Origin of the sequence: Frateuria sp. (assembly GCF_035944355.1) — a bacterium.
GTDB lineage: Bacteria > Pseudomonadota > Gammaproteobacteria > Xanthomonadales > Rhodanobacteraceae > Frateuria_A.
In genome coordinates this window covers 166,938-181,085 of the sequence record NZ_DASZBH010000009.1, presented here as the reverse complement: position 1 = coordinate 181,085, position 14,148 = coordinate 166,938, and the positions used below count along the sequence as shown (strand labels likewise).

General features: G+C 69.4%; 12 protein-coding genes. 5 read left to right on the top strand and 7 right to left on the bottom strand.

The window, feature by feature from the left end:
* Together aspS and VGU03_RS07190 are read right to left on the bottom strand one after the other, a co-directional pair.
* Nucleotides 1-1,785 carry an aspartate--tRNA ligase gene (gene aspS / locus VGU03_RS07195; protein ID WP_327479706.1) on the bottom strand — a complete coding sequence of 595 codons (1,785 nt, stop codon included), beginning with the start codon at nucleotides 1,783-1,785 and terminating at the stop codon, nucleotides 1-3.
* A gap of 214 nt (nucleotides 1,786-1,999) precedes the next feature.
* Entirely contained in the window at nucleotides 2,000-2,293 is a 294-nt protein-coding gene (locus VGU03_RS07190) for a zinc ribbon domain-containing protein (RefSeq protein WP_327479705.1), read from the bottom strand.
* A gap of 216 nt (nucleotides 2,294-2,509) precedes the next feature.
* On the opposite strand from VGU03_RS07190, the gene VGU03_RS07185 reads away from it, so the two are divergent.
* Nucleotides 2,510-4,936: a TonB-dependent receptor gene (locus VGU03_RS07185; RefSeq protein WP_327479704.1), complete on the top strand. Its 2,427-nt coding sequence runs from the start codon at nucleotides 2,510-2,512 to the stop codon at nucleotides 4,934-4,936.
* 149 nt (nucleotides 4,937-5,085) lie between these two features.
* On the opposite strand, the gene clpB is transcribed toward VGU03_RS07185, so the two are convergent.
* A complete protein-coding gene (clpB, locus tag VGU03_RS07180) occupies nucleotides 5,086-7,677 on the bottom strand; it encodes an ATP-dependent chaperone ClpB (protein WP_327479703.1) in 2,592 nt (863 codons plus the stop codon).
* A 173-nt stretch (nucleotides 7,678-7,850) separates the two neighbouring features.
* Here clpB and VGU03_RS07175 point away from each other — a divergent pair, with 173 nt between their 5' ends.
* Nucleotides 7,851-8,585 carry a lysophospholipid acyltransferase family protein gene (locus tag VGU03_RS07175; protein WP_327479702.1) on the top strand — a complete coding sequence of 245 codons (735 nt, stop codon included), beginning with the start codon at nucleotides 7,851-7,853 and terminating at the stop codon, nucleotides 8,583-8,585.
* On the opposite strand, the gene VGU03_RS07170 is transcribed toward VGU03_RS07175, so the two are convergent.
* Genes VGU03_RS07170 through VGU03_RS07160 form a run of 3 tightly spaced genes read right to left on the bottom strand, consistent with a single transcriptional unit; the run spans nucleotide 8,579 to nucleotide 10,289 of the window.
* Nucleotides 8,579-9,097 (bottom strand): adenine phosphoribosyltransferase, encoded by a 519-nt coding sequence (locus tag VGU03_RS07170; RefSeq protein ID WP_327479744.1) that lies wholly within the window; start codon nucleotides 9,095-9,097, stop codon nucleotides 8,579-8,581. The genes VGU03_RS07175 and VGU03_RS07170 overlap by 7 nt on opposite strands.
* Nucleotides 9,097-10,017: a DMT family transporter gene (locus tag VGU03_RS07165; protein ID WP_327479701.1), complete on the bottom strand. Its 921-nt coding sequence runs from the start codon at nucleotides 10,015-10,017 to the stop codon at nucleotides 9,097-9,099. The genes VGU03_RS07170 and VGU03_RS07165 overlap by 1 nt, the downstream gene beginning before the upstream one ends.
* Nucleotides 10,014-10,289: a DUF2007 domain-containing protein gene (locus VGU03_RS07160; protein ID WP_327479700.1), complete on the bottom strand. Its 276-nt coding sequence runs from the start codon at nucleotides 10,287-10,289 to the stop codon at nucleotides 10,014-10,016. The genes VGU03_RS07165 and VGU03_RS07160 overlap by 4 nt, the downstream gene beginning before the upstream one ends.
* A 148-nt stretch (nucleotides 10,290-10,437) precedes the next feature.
* Between VGU03_RS07160 and VGU03_RS07155 the strand changes: the two genes are divergently transcribed.
* Genes VGU03_RS07155 through VGU03_RS07145 form a run of 3 tightly spaced genes read left to right on the top strand, consistent with a single transcriptional unit; the run spans nucleotide 10,438 to nucleotide 13,474 of the window.
* On the top strand, nucleotides 10,438-12,201 hold the full coding sequence (locus tag VGU03_RS07155) for a glutamine--tRNA ligase/YqeY domain fusion protein (RefSeq protein ID WP_327479699.1): 1,764 nt from the start codon (nucleotides 10,438-10,440) through the stop codon (nucleotides 12,199-12,201).
* A 5-nt stretch (nucleotides 12,202-12,206) separates the two neighbouring features.
* Nucleotides 12,207-12,767: a nucleoside deaminase gene (locus tag VGU03_RS07150; protein ID WP_327479743.1), complete on the top strand. Its 561-nt coding sequence runs from the start codon at nucleotides 12,207-12,209 to the stop codon at nucleotides 12,765-12,767.
* On the top strand, nucleotides 12,764-13,474 hold the full coding sequence (locus tag VGU03_RS07145) for a TVP38/TMEM64 family protein (protein ID WP_327479698.1): 711 nt from the start codon (nucleotides 12,764-12,766) through the stop codon (nucleotides 13,472-13,474). Before VGU03_RS07150 ends, VGU03_RS07145 begins: the two co-directional genes overlap by 4 nt.
* 95 nt (nucleotides 13,475-13,569) lie before the next feature.
* Here VGU03_RS07145 and VGU03_RS07140 read toward each other — a convergent pair whose 3' ends face one another.
* Nucleotides 13,570-14,040 (bottom strand): OsmC family protein, encoded by a 471-nt coding sequence (locus VGU03_RS07140; RefSeq protein ID WP_327479697.1) that lies wholly within the window; start codon nucleotides 14,038-14,040, stop codon nucleotides 13,570-13,572.
* Nucleotides 14,041-14,148: the final 108 nt, after the last annotated feature.

Genomic DNA, 14,148 nt, shown 5'->3' with positions numbered 1-14,148 from the left:
TTAACGTTCCCCGTTCCCCGTTCCCCGTTCCCCGCCTCTCACAGCCACATGCAATTCCTTCAGCTGCGCCTCGGCCACCGGCGAGGGGGCGTCGGTCATCAGGTCCTGCGCGCTGGTGGTCTTGGGGAAGGCGATCACGTCGCGGATCGACTCGGTGCCGGCCATCAGCGCGGCGATGCGGTCGATGCCGAAGGCCAGGCCGCCGTGCGGCGGCGCGCCGAACTTGAGCGCCTTGAGCAGGAAGCCGAACTTGGCCTGCGCCTCCTCCGCGCCGATGCCGAGCAACTCGAACACCGCGCTCTGCATCTCCGGCCGGTGGATGCGGATCGAGCCGCCGCCGATCTCGTTGCCGTTCAACACCATGTCGTAGCCGCGGCTGACCGCGGTGGCCGCGTTGGCCTTCAGATCGGCGATGTCGTCGACCTTGGGCGCGGTGAACGGATGATGCAGGGCGACGTAGCGCTGCTCCTCGTCGTCGTACTCGAACATCGGGAAATCGGTGACCCACAGCGGCTTCCAGCCCGCCTGGACCAGGCCGCGGTCCTTGCCGACCTTCAGGCGCAGCGCGCCCATGAAGTCCGACACCGCCTTCCACTTGCCGGCGCCGACGAACACGATGTCGCCGGTCTGCGCGCCGGCGGCGGCCAGCACCGCCTCCAGCGCCGCGTCGTCGAGGAACTTGGCCACCGGCGAGCTCACGCCCTCGCGGCCCTTGGCGCGGTCCTCGACCTTGATCCAGGCCAGGCCCTTGGCGCCGTACTTGGCGACGTACTCGGTCAGCCCGTCGATGTCCTTGCGCGAGAGCGTGGCGCCGCCGGGCACGCGCAGCGCGGCCACGCGGCCGGCCGGATCGTTGGCCGGCTCGGCGAACACCTTGAACTCCACGCCCTTGAGCGCGTCGGCCACGTCGACGAGCTCCAGCGCGATGCGCAGGTCCGGCTTGTCCGAACCGAAGCGGCGCATGGCCTCGGCATAGGTCATGCGCGGGAAGGTGGCGTCCAGCTCGACGTCCACCACCTCCTTGAACACGTGGCGGATCATCGCCTCGACGAAGTCCTGCACGTCCTTCTCTTCGACGAAGGCGAACTCCAGGTCGAGCTGGGTGAATTCCGGCTGGCGGTCGGCGCGTAGATCCTCGTCGCGGAAGCAGCGGGCGATCTGGTAGTAGCGGTCGAAGCCGGCCATCATCAGGATCTGCTTGAACAGCTGCGGCGACTGCGGCAACGCGTAGAACTGGCCCGGATGCACGCGGCTGGGCACCAGGTAGTCGCGCGCGCCCTCGGGCGTGGCTTTGGTCAGGATCGGCGTCTCGATGTCCTGGAAGCCGCGTGCGTCGAGGTACCTGCGCAGCGCCTGCACCAGCCTGATGCGCCGGCGCATCATCGCCTGCATTTCCGGACGGCGCAGATCGAGGTAGCGGTAGGTCATCCGCAGGTCCTCGTTGGGGTTCTCGTGCAGCGCGAAGGGCAGGTCCTTCGCCGCGTTGAGCACCTCGACCGTGTCGGCCAGCAGCTCCACCGTGCCGGTCCTGAGCTTGTCGTTGACCGACAGGCGCTTGCGGATCGTGCCGGTGACCTTCAGGCAGTATTCGTTGCCGACCTCGCCCGCCACCGCGAAGGCAGCCGCGTTCTCGCGCTCGATCACCACCTGGGCCAGCCCCTCGTGGTCGCGCAGATCGACGAAGGCGACGTGGCTCTGCAGGCGGATCGTGTTGACCCAGCCGCACAGGGTGACGGTCTGGCCGACCAGCGACTCGTCGATGAGGCCGCAGTGATGCGTGCGCATAGGAAGGGAAACTCCGGGGCTCGATGCAAGTGGACGTGCGAACGGGCGATTTTAGCATCGGCCGTAACCATCGATGGCCACGAGGGCGTCCTTGGGCTTCCCGCTGCTCAAAGCCGCGTACGGCCCGCAGCCTCGCTCGGCGCACGGCTCCAGGAAAAGCCCTTCACGCCGGGCTCGGCTTGTGCAAGCCGAACGGAACCGAAGCGGCGCGCGCTCAGTCGCCGCTGGCGGCGGCGGGCTTGCTCTCGGCAGCCGGCGCGGGAGCCGGAGCGGGGGAAGCCGCCTTGGCCTCGCCGTCGCCGGCCAGGTTGCGCTTCTTGTCGCCGTCCTTCTTGAAGTCGGTTTCGTACCAGCCGCTGCCGGCGAGCCGGAACGAAGGCGCACTCACCTTGCGCTGCACGCGCGGCGCCTCGCAGGAGGGGCAGCTGGAAGGATCGGGATCGGAAAGTTTCTGCAGGCGGTCGAAACGGTGCCCGCACTGGACGCATTCGAACTCGTAGATGGGCATGGCTTGTACTACTCCGGGCAGGACGCCCCGTGAAACGGCTGGGCGCATTATCGAGTCGCCCGTCCCAATTTCAACGGTGCGTTTCCGTGCCGCACGCCTTGGCAGCGGCCAGCCGCGCGGAGTAGCCTGCCGCGACCCAATCGCAAGGCCACACGGCGTCCCGCCTGGACCCAAAGCCTGTCGGCCCGATCGCCCCTCGCATTACAGGAGTTTTCCGTGAAGCCATCCCGCGCCCTTCCCCGCCTTGCACTCATTCCCGCGGCGGTGCTGCTCGCCTGCTCCGCCGCCCACGCCCAGGACAGCGCTCCGGCGGCGAAGAAGGCCAAGAACCTAGGCACCGTGATCGTCACCGGCACGCGCGCGGACAACCGCACCGAGAGCAGTTCGCTCACGCCGGTGGACGTGGTTTCGGCCAACCTGCTCAAGCAGACCGGCACCTCCGAACTCTCCACCGCGCTGGCGCGGGTGATCCCCTCGCTCACCTTCCCGCGCCCTTCCGCCGCGGACACCGCCGACTCGCAGCGCCCCGCGCAGTTGCGCGGCCTCTCGCCCGACCAGGTGCTGGTGCTGGTCGACGGCAAGCGCTGGCACCCGGGCGCGATCATCCTGACCAACGGCGTGCTGGGCCGCGGCTCGCAGGCGGTGGACCTCAATACCATCCCGATCGACGCGATCGACCACATCGAGGTGCTGCGCGACGGCGCCTCGGCGCAGTACGGCTCCGACGCCATCGCCGGCGTGATCAACATCGTGCTCAAGAAGGGCGCGCAGGGCGGCGACGTGTCGCTCTCCGGCGGCCAGTACTCCGCCGGCGACGGCCGCCAGTGGCAGGGCACCGCCAACGCGGGCGTGCCGTTGGGCGAGAACGGCTGGGCGCGTTTCACCGTGCAGGACGGCCACCAGGACTACACCAACCACGCCGGCCCCAACCGCACGCGGCCGCAGGAAGGGGTCACCCAGCGCTACGGCGATCCGGCGGTGACCGACCACAACCTGATGCTCAACGCGCAATATGACCTTTCGCCCGCGGCGCAGCTCTATGCCTTCGGCCATTTCGGCCGGCGCCTGACCGTCTCGCCCGCGTTCTTCCGCAACCTGTCCAACGCCAACTCGGTGCCCGCGCTCTATCCCAATGGCTACCTGCCGCTGGAGAACGCCGACTCCACCGACCGCTCGCTGGTGGTGGGCATCCGCGGCAAGACGGCCGGCGGCTGGCGCTGGGACGTGTCGGGCAACTACGGCGGCAACCGTGTCTCCTACGCCACCTCCAACTCGCTCAACCGCGCCTACCTCAACGACTTCGGCACCACGCCCACGCGCTTCCACGACGGCATCCTGGACGACGCGCAGCAGTCGCTGGACATGGACGTCGCCAAGGACCTGTCGGTGGGCTGGCTGCCCAACGACGTCACGCTCGCCTTCGGCGCCGAGTACCTGCGCCAGAGCTACCAGATCCGCGCCGGCGACCTGCCCTCGTACTACACCGGCACCTCCGGCCGCTCCGGCGGCGCGCAGGGCTTCGGCGGCTACCAGCCGGTCAACGCCGGCTCGCATGCCCGCCACGACGTGGCCGAGTACGTGAGCCTGGAGACCAACCTCACCGACCGCCTGGGCACCTCGCTCGCGGTGCGCCACGAGGACTATTCGGACTTCGGCAACACCACGTCCGGCGCCCTGGCAGGCCGCTTCGACTTCACCGACCACTTCGCCCTGCGCGGCAGCGCCTCCACCGGCTTCCGCGCGCCGTCCCTGGCGCAGCAGTTCTACTCGTACACGTCCTCGCTGTATTTCGGCGCGGGCAATTCGCTGGGCCTGCCGGCCGGGATCTACAACACCGGTCTGGTGTCCTCGACCAGCCCGATCGCGGTGCTGCTGGGCGGCGAGCCGCTCAAGCCCGAGAAGTCGCGCAACCTGACCTTCGGCGCGGTGTGGAGTCCGGCGGAAGGGCTGGATTTGAGCGCCGACGTCTACCAGATCCGGATCCGCGACCGCATCACGCTGTCCAGCACCATCCCCACCACCTCGCCCGCGGTGCGCGACTACCTGGCCGCCAACGGCATCGCCAACACCAACTTCAGCGGCATCTCCTACTTCACCAACGCGGTGGACACGCGCACCCGCGGCATCGACCTGGTGGCCAGCTACCTGTTCGACGTGGGCGACGGCGCCACGCTGCACAGCACGGTCAGCTACAACTACAACCAGAACAGGGTGACCGACGTGCGGCCCAATCCGGCCGTGCTCGATGCCCTGGGCGTGAGCTTCAGGCGCATCGACCGGCGCGACCAGTACGGCCTGCTCGCCGACACCACGCCGCGCAACAAGCTGATCTTCAACTGGCTCTACACCAATGGCGCCTGGAGCCTGGACAGCACGCTGACCCGCTACGGCAGCTTCACTTCGTACAACTCGACCAACGCGGCGCTGGACCAGAAGTTCGATCCCAAGTGGGTGTTCGATCTGGCGCTCAACTACACGCTGGACCGCTGGGCCTTCACCCTGGGCGCCGACAACCTGTTCGGCGCCTACCCCAACCGCGTGATCCCCGCCAACGACAACAACGGCACCCTGCCCTACACGGTGTTCTCGCCGTTCGGCTTCAACGGCACCTACGTGTACGGGAAGGTGCGCTACAGCTGGTAAGGCCTCGGCCGGTCCCGGCGGGCTAGCGCCGGGACTTTCGGCCAGGGCGGCGACGTTCAAAAGAACAAGGGCAGGAGCCGGCATCCCCGCGAGCCCCTCCCCTCACCCCAGCCCTCTCCCCAGAGGGGAGAGGGGGCAAGAGCTTCGCGTCAGGCGGCCTTGAAGGCCAGGTGTCCGCCCTCGGCATCCACGTGGATGGTGGTGCCGGGGGCGAAGCGGCCCTCCAGGATTTCCCTGGCCAGCGGGTTCTCCAGCTGCTGCTGGATGGCGCGCTTGAGCGGCCGCGCGCCGTAGACCGGATCGAAGCCCACGTTGCCCAGCAGCGCCAGCGCGTTGTCGCCGATGTTGAGCTTGAGGTCGCGCTCGGCCAGACGCTTTTCGAGATACGCCAGCTGGATCTTCGCGATGGCGCGGATCTGATTCTTCTCCAGCGGCCGGAACACCACCAGCTCGTCCAGGCGGTTGATGAACTCCGGGCGGAAGTGCGCCTGCACCACGCCCATCACCGCCGCCTTCATCTTGGTGTACTGCTCCTCCGCGTCGCCGCCGGAGTCGGCCGCGTCCTGGATCATCTGCGAGCCCAGGTTCGAGGTCATTACGATGACGGTATTGCGGAAGTCCACCGTGCGGCCCTGGCCGTCGGTGAGGCGCCCGTCGTCGAGCACCTGCAGCAGGATGTTGAACACGTCCGGATGCGCCTTCTCCACCTCGTCCAGCAGGATCACGGCGTACGGCCGGCGGCGCACCGCCTCGGTGAGGTAGCCGCCTTCCTCGTAGCCGACGTAGCCCGGAGGGGCGCCGATCAGGCGGGCCACGGAGTGCTTCTCCATGAATTCGCTCATGTCGATGCGCACCATCGCCTCCTGGGTGTCGAACAGGAATTCGGCCAGCGCCTTGCACAGCTCCGTCTTGCCCACGCCGGTGGGCCCCAGGAACAGGAACGAGCCGTACGGACGGTTCGGATCGGACAGGCCCGCGCGGGCGCGGCGGATCGCGTCGGACACGGCACGCACGGCCTCGTCCTGGCCGACCACGCGCTTGTGCAGCGCCGCTTCCATGTGCAGCAGCTTCTCGCGCTCGCCTTCGAGCATCTTGGATACCGGGATGCCGGTCCAGCGCGAGACCACCTCGGCGATCTCCTCGTCGGTGACGCGGTCCTGCACCAGCTTGAATTCCTGCTTCTCGGCGGCCTGCGCGGCGGCGAGCTGCTTCTCCAGTTCCGGCAGGCGGCCGTACTGGATCTCGCTCATCTTCGCGTAGTCCTGGCGGCGCTGGGCGGTCTCCAGCTCCAGGCGCGCGGCCTCGATCTGTTCCTTGATCTTGGTGGCGCCCTGCAGCGCGGCCTTCTCCGACTTCCACACCTCGTTCAAGTCGGAGAACTCGCGCTCGAGCTTATCGATGTCGCTCTCCAGGTCGGCCAGGCGCTTCCTGGAGGCCTCGTCGGTCTCCTTCTTGAGCATCTCGCGCTGGATCTTCAGCTGCGTGAGGCGGCGCTCCAGGCGGTCGAGCTCCTCCGGCTTGGAGTCGATCTCCATGCGGATGCGGCTGGCCGCCTCGTCCATCAGGTCGATCGCCTTGTCCGGCAGCTGGCGGTCGGTGATGTAGCGGTTGGAGAGCGTGGCCGCGGCGACGATCGCCGGATCGGTGATCTCTACGCCGTGATGCACGGCGTAGCGCTCCTTCAGGCCGCGCAGGATGGCGATGGTGTCCTCCACGCTCGGCTCGCCGACGAACACTTTCTGGAAGCGGCGCTCCAGCGCAGCGTCCTTCTCGATGTACTTGCGGTACTCGTCCAGCGTGGTGGCGCCGATGCAATGCAGCTCGCCGCGCGCCAGCGCGGGCTTCAACATGTTGCCGGCGTCCATCGCGCCCTCGGCCTTGCCGGCGCCGACCATCGTGTGCAGCTCGTCGATGAACAGGATCACCCGGCCTTCCTGCTTGGCCAGATCGTTGAGCACGGCCTTGAGGCGTTCCTCGAACTCGCCGCGGAACTTGGCGCCGGCGATCAGCGCGCCCATGTCCAGCGCCAGCACGCGGCGGTCGCGCAGGCCCTCGGGCACCTCGCCCTTGACGATGCGCTGGGCCAGGCCCTCGACGATCGCGGTCTTGCCCACGCCGGGCTCGCCGATCAGCACGGGGTTGTTCTTGGTGCGCCGCTGCAGCACCTGGATGGTTCGGCGGATTTCCTCGTCGCGGCCGATGACGGGATCGAGCTTGCCGCTCTCGGCGCGCGCGGTCAGGTCGACGCAATACTTCTCCAGCGCCTGCCGCTGGTCCTCGGCGTTCTCGCTCTGCACCTTCTCGCCGCCGCGGACCTTGTCGATCGCCGCTTCCAGGTCGGCCCTGGTGGCGCCGGCGGCCTTCAGCGCCGCGCCGAGCTCGCCCTTGTCCTCCAGCGCCGCAAGCACGAACAGCTCGCTGGCGATGAACTGGTCGCCGCGCTGCTGCGCCAGCTTGTCGGTGAGGTTGAGCAGGCGGGTCAGGTCGTTGCCGACGCTGATGTTGCCTTCCTGCCCGCGCACCTGCGGCAGGCGGCCGAGGATTTCGCCGACACGCTCGCGTAGCGCCGGCACGTTGACGTGCGCCTGGGTCAAGAGCGGCGCGGTCGAGCCGCCCTGCTGGTCGAGCAGCGCCGCCATCACGTGCGCCGGCTCCAGGATGTTGTTGTCGCGGCCCACGGCCAGCGACTGCGCGTCCGCCAGCGCCTGCTGGAAACGCGAGGTGAGTTTGTCCATCCGCATGATGTGGATTCCTCGGAAAAACGGGCGGCCCCCGGCCGCAATGCGCAGAAGATGAGGGCGTCTCAGTGCCCTTCAAGACGGCGGGGCATCTGGCCGGCGCACGCCGGCGGCACGTATCATTTTCCGCTCGGCCAGCAGGGACGCCTCGTGACGAAACTTTCCGGATCGCGTGCATGAGCCGCCTGGCCTGGGCGACGTTCAACGCGCTGCAACTGCTGTTCACCCTGCTTTGGACCGCCGGCTGGATCTGCCTGGCGCTGCTGGTGCGCGTCGTCACCGGCGGGCGCCGCTGGCCGCTGCGGATGGCTGCGCGCTGCTGGGCGCCGGGGCTGCTGCACGGCGCCGGCGCACGGCTGGAAGTGCACGGGCTGGAGCGGGTCGACTGGTCGCGCCCGCACGTGTTCGTGGCCAACCACCAGTCGATGATCGACATCTGCGCGCTGTTCCGCGCGCTGCCGGCGCCGGTGCGCTTCATGCTCAAGCAGGAGCTGGCCAAGGTGCCGTTCGTGGGCTGGTATGCGCGGGCGATGGGCATGGTGTTCATCGAGCGCGCCAGCGCGCGCAGCTCGGCGCGGCGGCTGCATGCGGCGGTGGGCGTCGTGCGCGCGGGCGCCAGCGTGTGCGCCTTTCCCGAGGGTACGCGCAGCCGCGACGGCGGCGTGGGTGCGTTCAAGGGCGGCGCTTTCCAGCTGGCGATCGAGGCCGGCGTGAGCGTGGTGCCGGTGGCGATCGAGGGCAGCGGCCACGTGCTGCCGGCGGCAGGTTTCCGCGTGCGGCCGGGAACCATCGTGCTGCGGGTGGGCGATCCGCTGCCCACGCAAGGACTGGCGCCGCATGATCGCCATGCGCTGGCCCAGCAGGCCCGCGCAGCGGTGGTGGCATTGCTGGAAGGAGGCGCCGTTCAGTAGCGCAGCAGCGCGTGCAGCGGCCCGTCGCCACGCCAGCGCGCGCGTCCCTGCAGCGCCGGCAGCTCGATCACCACGCCCGCGCCCACCAGCGCCACGCCGAGCCGGTCGAGCAACGCCTGCGCCGCGGCCAGCGTGCCGCCGGTGGCCAGCACGTCGTCGACCAGCAGCGCACGCTCGCCCGGCTGCAGCGCATCGGCGCGCACTTCCAGCCGGTCGTGGCCGTACTCGAGCGCGTAGTCCATGCCCACCACCGGCAGCGGCAGCTTGCCTGGCTTGCGCAGCGGCACGAAGCCGGCGTTGAGCTTCTGCGCCAGTGCGGCGCCGAAGATGAAGCCTCGCGATTCGATCCCGCACACCGCCCGCACGCCTTCGCCCAGCCAGGGTTCGGCCAGCGAGTCGATGCAGCGCGCGAACGCGCCGGCATCGGCGAGCAGCGGCGTGACGTCGCGGAAGACCACGCCCGGTTGCGGGAAATCCGGCACGGCGCGGATCAGTGCATCCAGGTCTCGCATCATCGACTCCGGTCCTTACCGTTCCTGCGCATCGTGCCGAGCAGGATGCCGACCAGCGCGAGCGCCAGGCCCAGCCAGTCGCCACCGCCGGTCGGACGCCTGAACAGCAGCACGTCCAGCACGAAGGCCAGCGCCGGCTGCAACAGCAGCAACAGGCCCACCAGCGAGGCCGGCAACAGCGGCATCGTGCCCACCATCAGCAGCCAGGCCAGCACCTGGCCGAAAAAGCCCAGCGCCAGCAGCGCGCTCCAGCTGTGCGCCGTCACCAGCGCGAACGCGTCGCCCTCGGCCAGCCCCCAGAGCAGGAGCAGCGCGGCGCTCAGCAGGCTCATCAGCCCGAGGAACTGCGCCGCCGGCAGCGCCGTATGCCCCGACAGCGCGCGCCGGAAGCTCAGCAGGTAGACCGTATAGGCCAGGCCGCTGGCCAGCCCCAGCCATACGCCGAGCCGGTGCCGCGCGTCGAACAGCGACCAGTGCGCGCCGACCAGCAGCCACAATCCTGCCAGCGCCACCGCGATGCCCGGCAGGAACCAGCGCCCCAGCCGCTCGCGATAGACCCACCAGCCGACCAACGCCATCAGGAACACCTGGAAGTTGGTCAGCAGGGTGGCCACGCCCGGCCCCACCCAGAGGATCGACCGATGCCAGCAGATCAGGTCCAGCGAAAAGCCCAGCGCCGGCAGCAGCGCCAGCACGACGTCGCGCCATCGGACTCGCACCCAGCGCCGCGTGAGCGCCACCCTGCCGAGCAGCATCGCGCCGCCGAACAGCATGCGGTAGAACGCCGACACGGTCGGCGCCACCTGCGCCAGCACCACGAAGATGCCGGTGGTGGAAAGCAGCATCGCGCCCAGCGCCATGCGGCCGACCGCGGCCGGCGGCGCCAGCGGCGTCGCGGTCGTGGAGACGGATCGGTTCACGGCGAATCGGTGGCCAGTTGCGCGTCGCCGTCCCAGTCGCCGAGCGCCGCGCGGGCCTCGGCCAGTTGCGCCTCGACCGCGCGCACCACCGCCTCGGCGGCGCCGGCGGAGGATTCAGGCACCATCACCGCGACGTAGTCGATCGCCGGCAGCTGGCCTACCGCGCCGGTCAGGTATTCGCCGGCGATGAACGCGGGAATCTCCTCGCGCTCCAGCGCATCCTTGACCAGATGGGCGTCGATCAGGCTTTCGGCTCGGTAGGCGATGCGCATGCGGCCACGCTACTGCGCACCCCGGAGAGCGGCAAGCCCTGGCGCCGGAAGCGCGAAAACGGAGCTGCCCACAGTGGATTCGACCAGGGACATGCGCAACTCAGGGTAAACTCCCCGGTTTCCGCCCAAGCTTGCCCGAGCCGCACCGATGTCCAGCGAAACCTCCGCCGCCGAAACCAACCCGGGTACTGCAGCGAACGTGCAGAGGGATTTCGTGCGCCAGATCATTCGCGAGGACCTGGCCTCCGGCAAGCACCACGCTATCCGCACGCGCTTTCCGCCCGAGCCCAACGGCTACCTGCACATCGGCCACGCCAAGGCGATCTGCCTGAACTTCGGCATCGCGCGCGAGTTCGGCGGCTGGTGCAACCTGCGCCTGGACGACACCAACCCGGGCAAGGAAGACCCCGAGTTCGTCGAGGGCATCAAGGAGGACGTGCGCTGGCTCGGCTACGACTGGCACGAGCTGCGCCACGCCTCGGACTACTTCGACGTGTTCTACCGCGCCGCGCTCAAGCTGATCGAGGACGGCAAGGCCTACGTCGATGACCTGTCCGCCGAAGAAGTGCGCGAGTACCGCGGCACGTTGACCGAGCCGGGCCGCGATTCGCCGTACCGCGACCGCTCGGTCGAGGAAAACCTCGATCTGTTCAAGCGCATGCGCGCCGGCGAGTTCGCCGATGGCAGCAAGACGCTGCGCGCGAAGATCGACATGGCCTCGGGCAACATCAACCTGCGCGATCCGGCGCTCTACCGCATCCGCAAGATCGCCCACCAGAACACCGGCGACGCCTGGCCGATCTATCCGATGTACGACTTCGCGCACGCGCTGTCCGACGCGATGGAAGGCATCACCCATTCGCTGTGCACGCTGGAGTTCGAGGACCACCGTCCGCTGTACGACTGGTGCGTGGACAACGTCGACCTGACCGCGCACCCGGCGCTGTGGCAGTCGGTGGTGGACGCCGGCCTCGAGGCCAAACCCGCCAAGCCGCGCCAGATCGAGTTCTCGCGTCTGAACCTCTCCTACTGCATCACCAGCAAGCGCAAGCTCGCGCAGCTGGTCAACGAAGGCCTGGTCGACGGCTGGGACGACCCGCGCATGAACACCTTGCGCGGCCTGCGTCGGCGCGGCTTCACCCCGGCCGGCCTGCGCCTGCTGATCGAGCGGCTGGGGATCAGCAAGCAGAACAGCGTGATCGACTACGCCATCCTCGAGAACTGCGTGCGCGAGGACCTGGACGCCACCGCGCCGCGGCGCATGGCCGTGCTCGATCCGCTCAAGCTCACCATCATCAACCTGCCTGGCAGCCACGAGGAAAGCCTCACCTTCGCCAACCATCCGAAGGACGAGAGCTTCGGCGCGCGCGAGGTGCCTTTCGCCAGCACCTTGTGGATCGAACGCGAGGACTTCGCCGAGGTGCCGCCCAAGGGCTTCAAGCGCCTGGTGCCGGGCGGCGAGGTGCGCCTGCGCGGCGTGGGCATCGTCAAGTGCGAGGAAGTCATCAAGGACGACGCCGGCGACATCCTCGAACTGCGTTGCACGCTCGACCCGGAGTCGCGCGCCGGCCTGCCGGGCGCCGACCGCAAGGTCAAGGGCACCATCCACTGGGTCAGCGCGCGCCACGCGGTGGCCGCCGAGGTGCGCATGGTCGACCGGCTGTTCAACGTGCCGGCGCCCGACGACGAGAGCGACGGCAAGAGCTGGATCGAGCACATCAACCCGGACGCCAAGCGCGTCGGGCGCGGCTGGCTGGAGCCGGCGGCGGCGCAGGCCGAGCCCGAGCAGCGCTTCCAGTTCGAGCGGCTGGGCTATTTCGTCGCCGACCGCCTCGACCATCGGCCGGGCGCGCCGGTGTTCAACCGCACGGTGACGCTGCGCGACACCTGGGCCAAGCAGGCCGGCGCCTGAGCATGCTGCTGCCGCTCCAGCTCCATCTCACCCTGCCGCCCTGGGTCGGCGAGGTGGCCGATACCGGCCGCCGCTACCTCAGCGACGAAGACCGCGTGGGGCTGGCGATCGAGCTCGCGCGCCAGAACGTGGCGCGCAGCCACGGCGGGCCGTTCGGCGCGGCGGTTTTCCACGCGGACGGCCGCCTGGTTTCCGTCGGCATCAACCGCGTGGTGCAGCAGACCTGCTCGGTCGCGCACGCCGAGACGATGGCCTACATGCTCGCGCAGCAGCGCCTGGCGAGCTTCCGCCTCAACGCCGGCGACAACGGCCGCTTCATCCTGGCCACTAGCGCGCAGCCCTGCTGCCAGTGCTTCGGCGCCACGGTGTGGGCAGGCATCGACGAATTGCTGATCGGCGCGCGCGGCGAGGACGTCGAGTCGCTCACCACCTTCGACGAAGGCCCGCTGCCGGCGGACTGGATCGCCCAGCTCGAACGCCGCGGCATCGCCGTACGGCGCGACATCCTGCGCGAGCAAGCGCGTACGGTGCTGGCCGACTACGGCAAGAGCGGAGCGCACTATTGAGCCGGCTGCGCGCCGCCTTGCCGTTGCTGTTGCTGGTAATCGCCGGCGTGGTGCTGTTCGCTTCGGGCGCGCTGGACCGGCTCAACCCCGAGCAGCTCATCGCGCACCAGAACGAACTGCAGCAGCAGATCGCGGACAACCCGTGGCTCAGCCGGCTGGCCTACATCGGCCTGCTGACGCTGGCGATGGCGACCGGCATTCCGGGCACCGTGATCATCATCTTCGCCGGCGGCTTTGCCTTCGGCGTGGTCGAGGGCACGGCCTGGTCCTCGGTCGGCCTGACCCTGGGCTCGCTGATCCTCTACCTCGCCAGCCGCTACGCCTTCGGCGGCGGCAGCCGGAACCCGCCGCCGCTGGCGGCGAAGCTGCACCACGGTTTCGAGCGCCACCCGATCAGTTACACCTTGTTCCTGCGCTTCGTGCCGGTGGCGCCGTTCGGTTTGATCACTGTCTGTCTGGCCTGGCTGCGCTGCCCGCTGTGGCTGTTCGTCGGCGCCACCTGGCTGGGCGGCACGGTGGCGCTGGTGTTCGAGACATCGATCGGCGCCGGCCTGGGCCGGGCGCTCATCCAGAGCGACCGCATCGGCCTGGGCCTGTTCATGCACCGGGAAGTGCTGCTGCCGCTGGGCGCGATCGCCCTGCTCGCGCTGGTGCCGCTGCTGATCGGCCATTTCACCCGGCGTCGGCGGCAGCCGCAGGGCGATTGAAGGCCGGCCGCCTCAGGCGCCGCGATGCCTAGCCCGCGGTGCCGTGCCTTCGCCGGGGCGCCCTCGTTTGAGGAGTCGATCGGCGGCCGGCTGGCTCATGGCTCCATCACCGGCTCGCAGCGCACCTCGCAGCGCACCGAATGGGCGAGGAAGCACTCGGCATGGGCGTCGCGGTGCAGCTGCTCGATCTGTTCGCGGCTGGGCCGCCGGTCGCCGGAGAAGTCCACTTCAGGCCGCAGCAGCACCTCGCGCATGACGATGCGGTTGCGCTCGTCGCGCCCCATGGTGCCGGCCGCCGCGTCGCGGTAGCTGTCCACACGCCAGCCGTCGCGGGCGGCCAGGCTGAGGAACCACAGCATGTGGCAACTGGCCAGCGCGGCGACGAAGGCCTCCTCCGGGTCCACCGCCGCCGGATCGGACATCGGCACCGGCACCACTGCGGGCGAGGACGACATCGGGATCTCCAGGCCGCCGTCGAAGCGCACGCTGTGCAGGCGGCTGTAGCGGTTATCGAGGAAGGTCTGGTCGCCGCGCGTCCAGCGCAGCTCGGCGGTGTGCTTGCCCATGGGCGTCTCCGGCGGTCGGTGCGCGCCATGGTATCGGTCCGGCGTTCCAGTGCGCGGGGGAAAGACGGGCGGCGGCGCCGGGGGACTGAAACAGACCTCCCGCGGAGC

What these genes read in the sequence shown, in the direction of transcription:
- VGU03_RS07155 (WP_327479699.1), top strand. Translation starts at nt 10,438, where the DNA reads ATGTCCAGCGAAACCTCCGCCGCCGAAACCAACCCGGGTACTGCAGCG.
- aspS (WP_327479706.1), bottom strand. Translation starts at nt 1,785, where the DNA reads ATGCGCACGCATCACTGCGGCCTCATCGACGAGTCGCTGGTCGGCCAG.
- VGU03_RS07140 (WP_327479697.1), bottom strand. Translation starts at nt 14,040, where the DNA reads ATGGGCAAGCACACCGCCGAGCTGCGCTGGACGCGCGGCGACCAGACC.
- VGU03_RS07190 (WP_327479705.1), bottom strand. Translation starts at nt 2,293, where the DNA reads ATGCCCATCTACGAGTTCGAATGCGTCCAGTGCGGGCACCGTTTCGAC.
- VGU03_RS07175 (WP_327479702.1), top strand. Translation starts at nt 7,851, where the DNA reads ATGAGCCGCCTGGCCTGGGCGACGTTCAACGCGCTGCAACTGCTGTTC.
- VGU03_RS07170 (WP_327479744.1), bottom strand. Translation starts at nt 9,097, where the DNA reads ATGCGAGACCTGGATGCACTGATCCGCGCCGTGCCGGATTTCCCGCAA.
- VGU03_RS07160 (WP_327479700.1), bottom strand. Translation starts at nt 10,289, where the DNA reads ATGCGCATCGCCTACCGAGCCGAAAGCCTGATCGACGCCCATCTGGTC.
- clpB (WP_327479703.1), bottom strand. Translation starts at nt 7,677, where the DNA reads ATGCGGATGGACAAACTCACCTCGCGTTTCCAGCAGGCGCTGGCGGAC.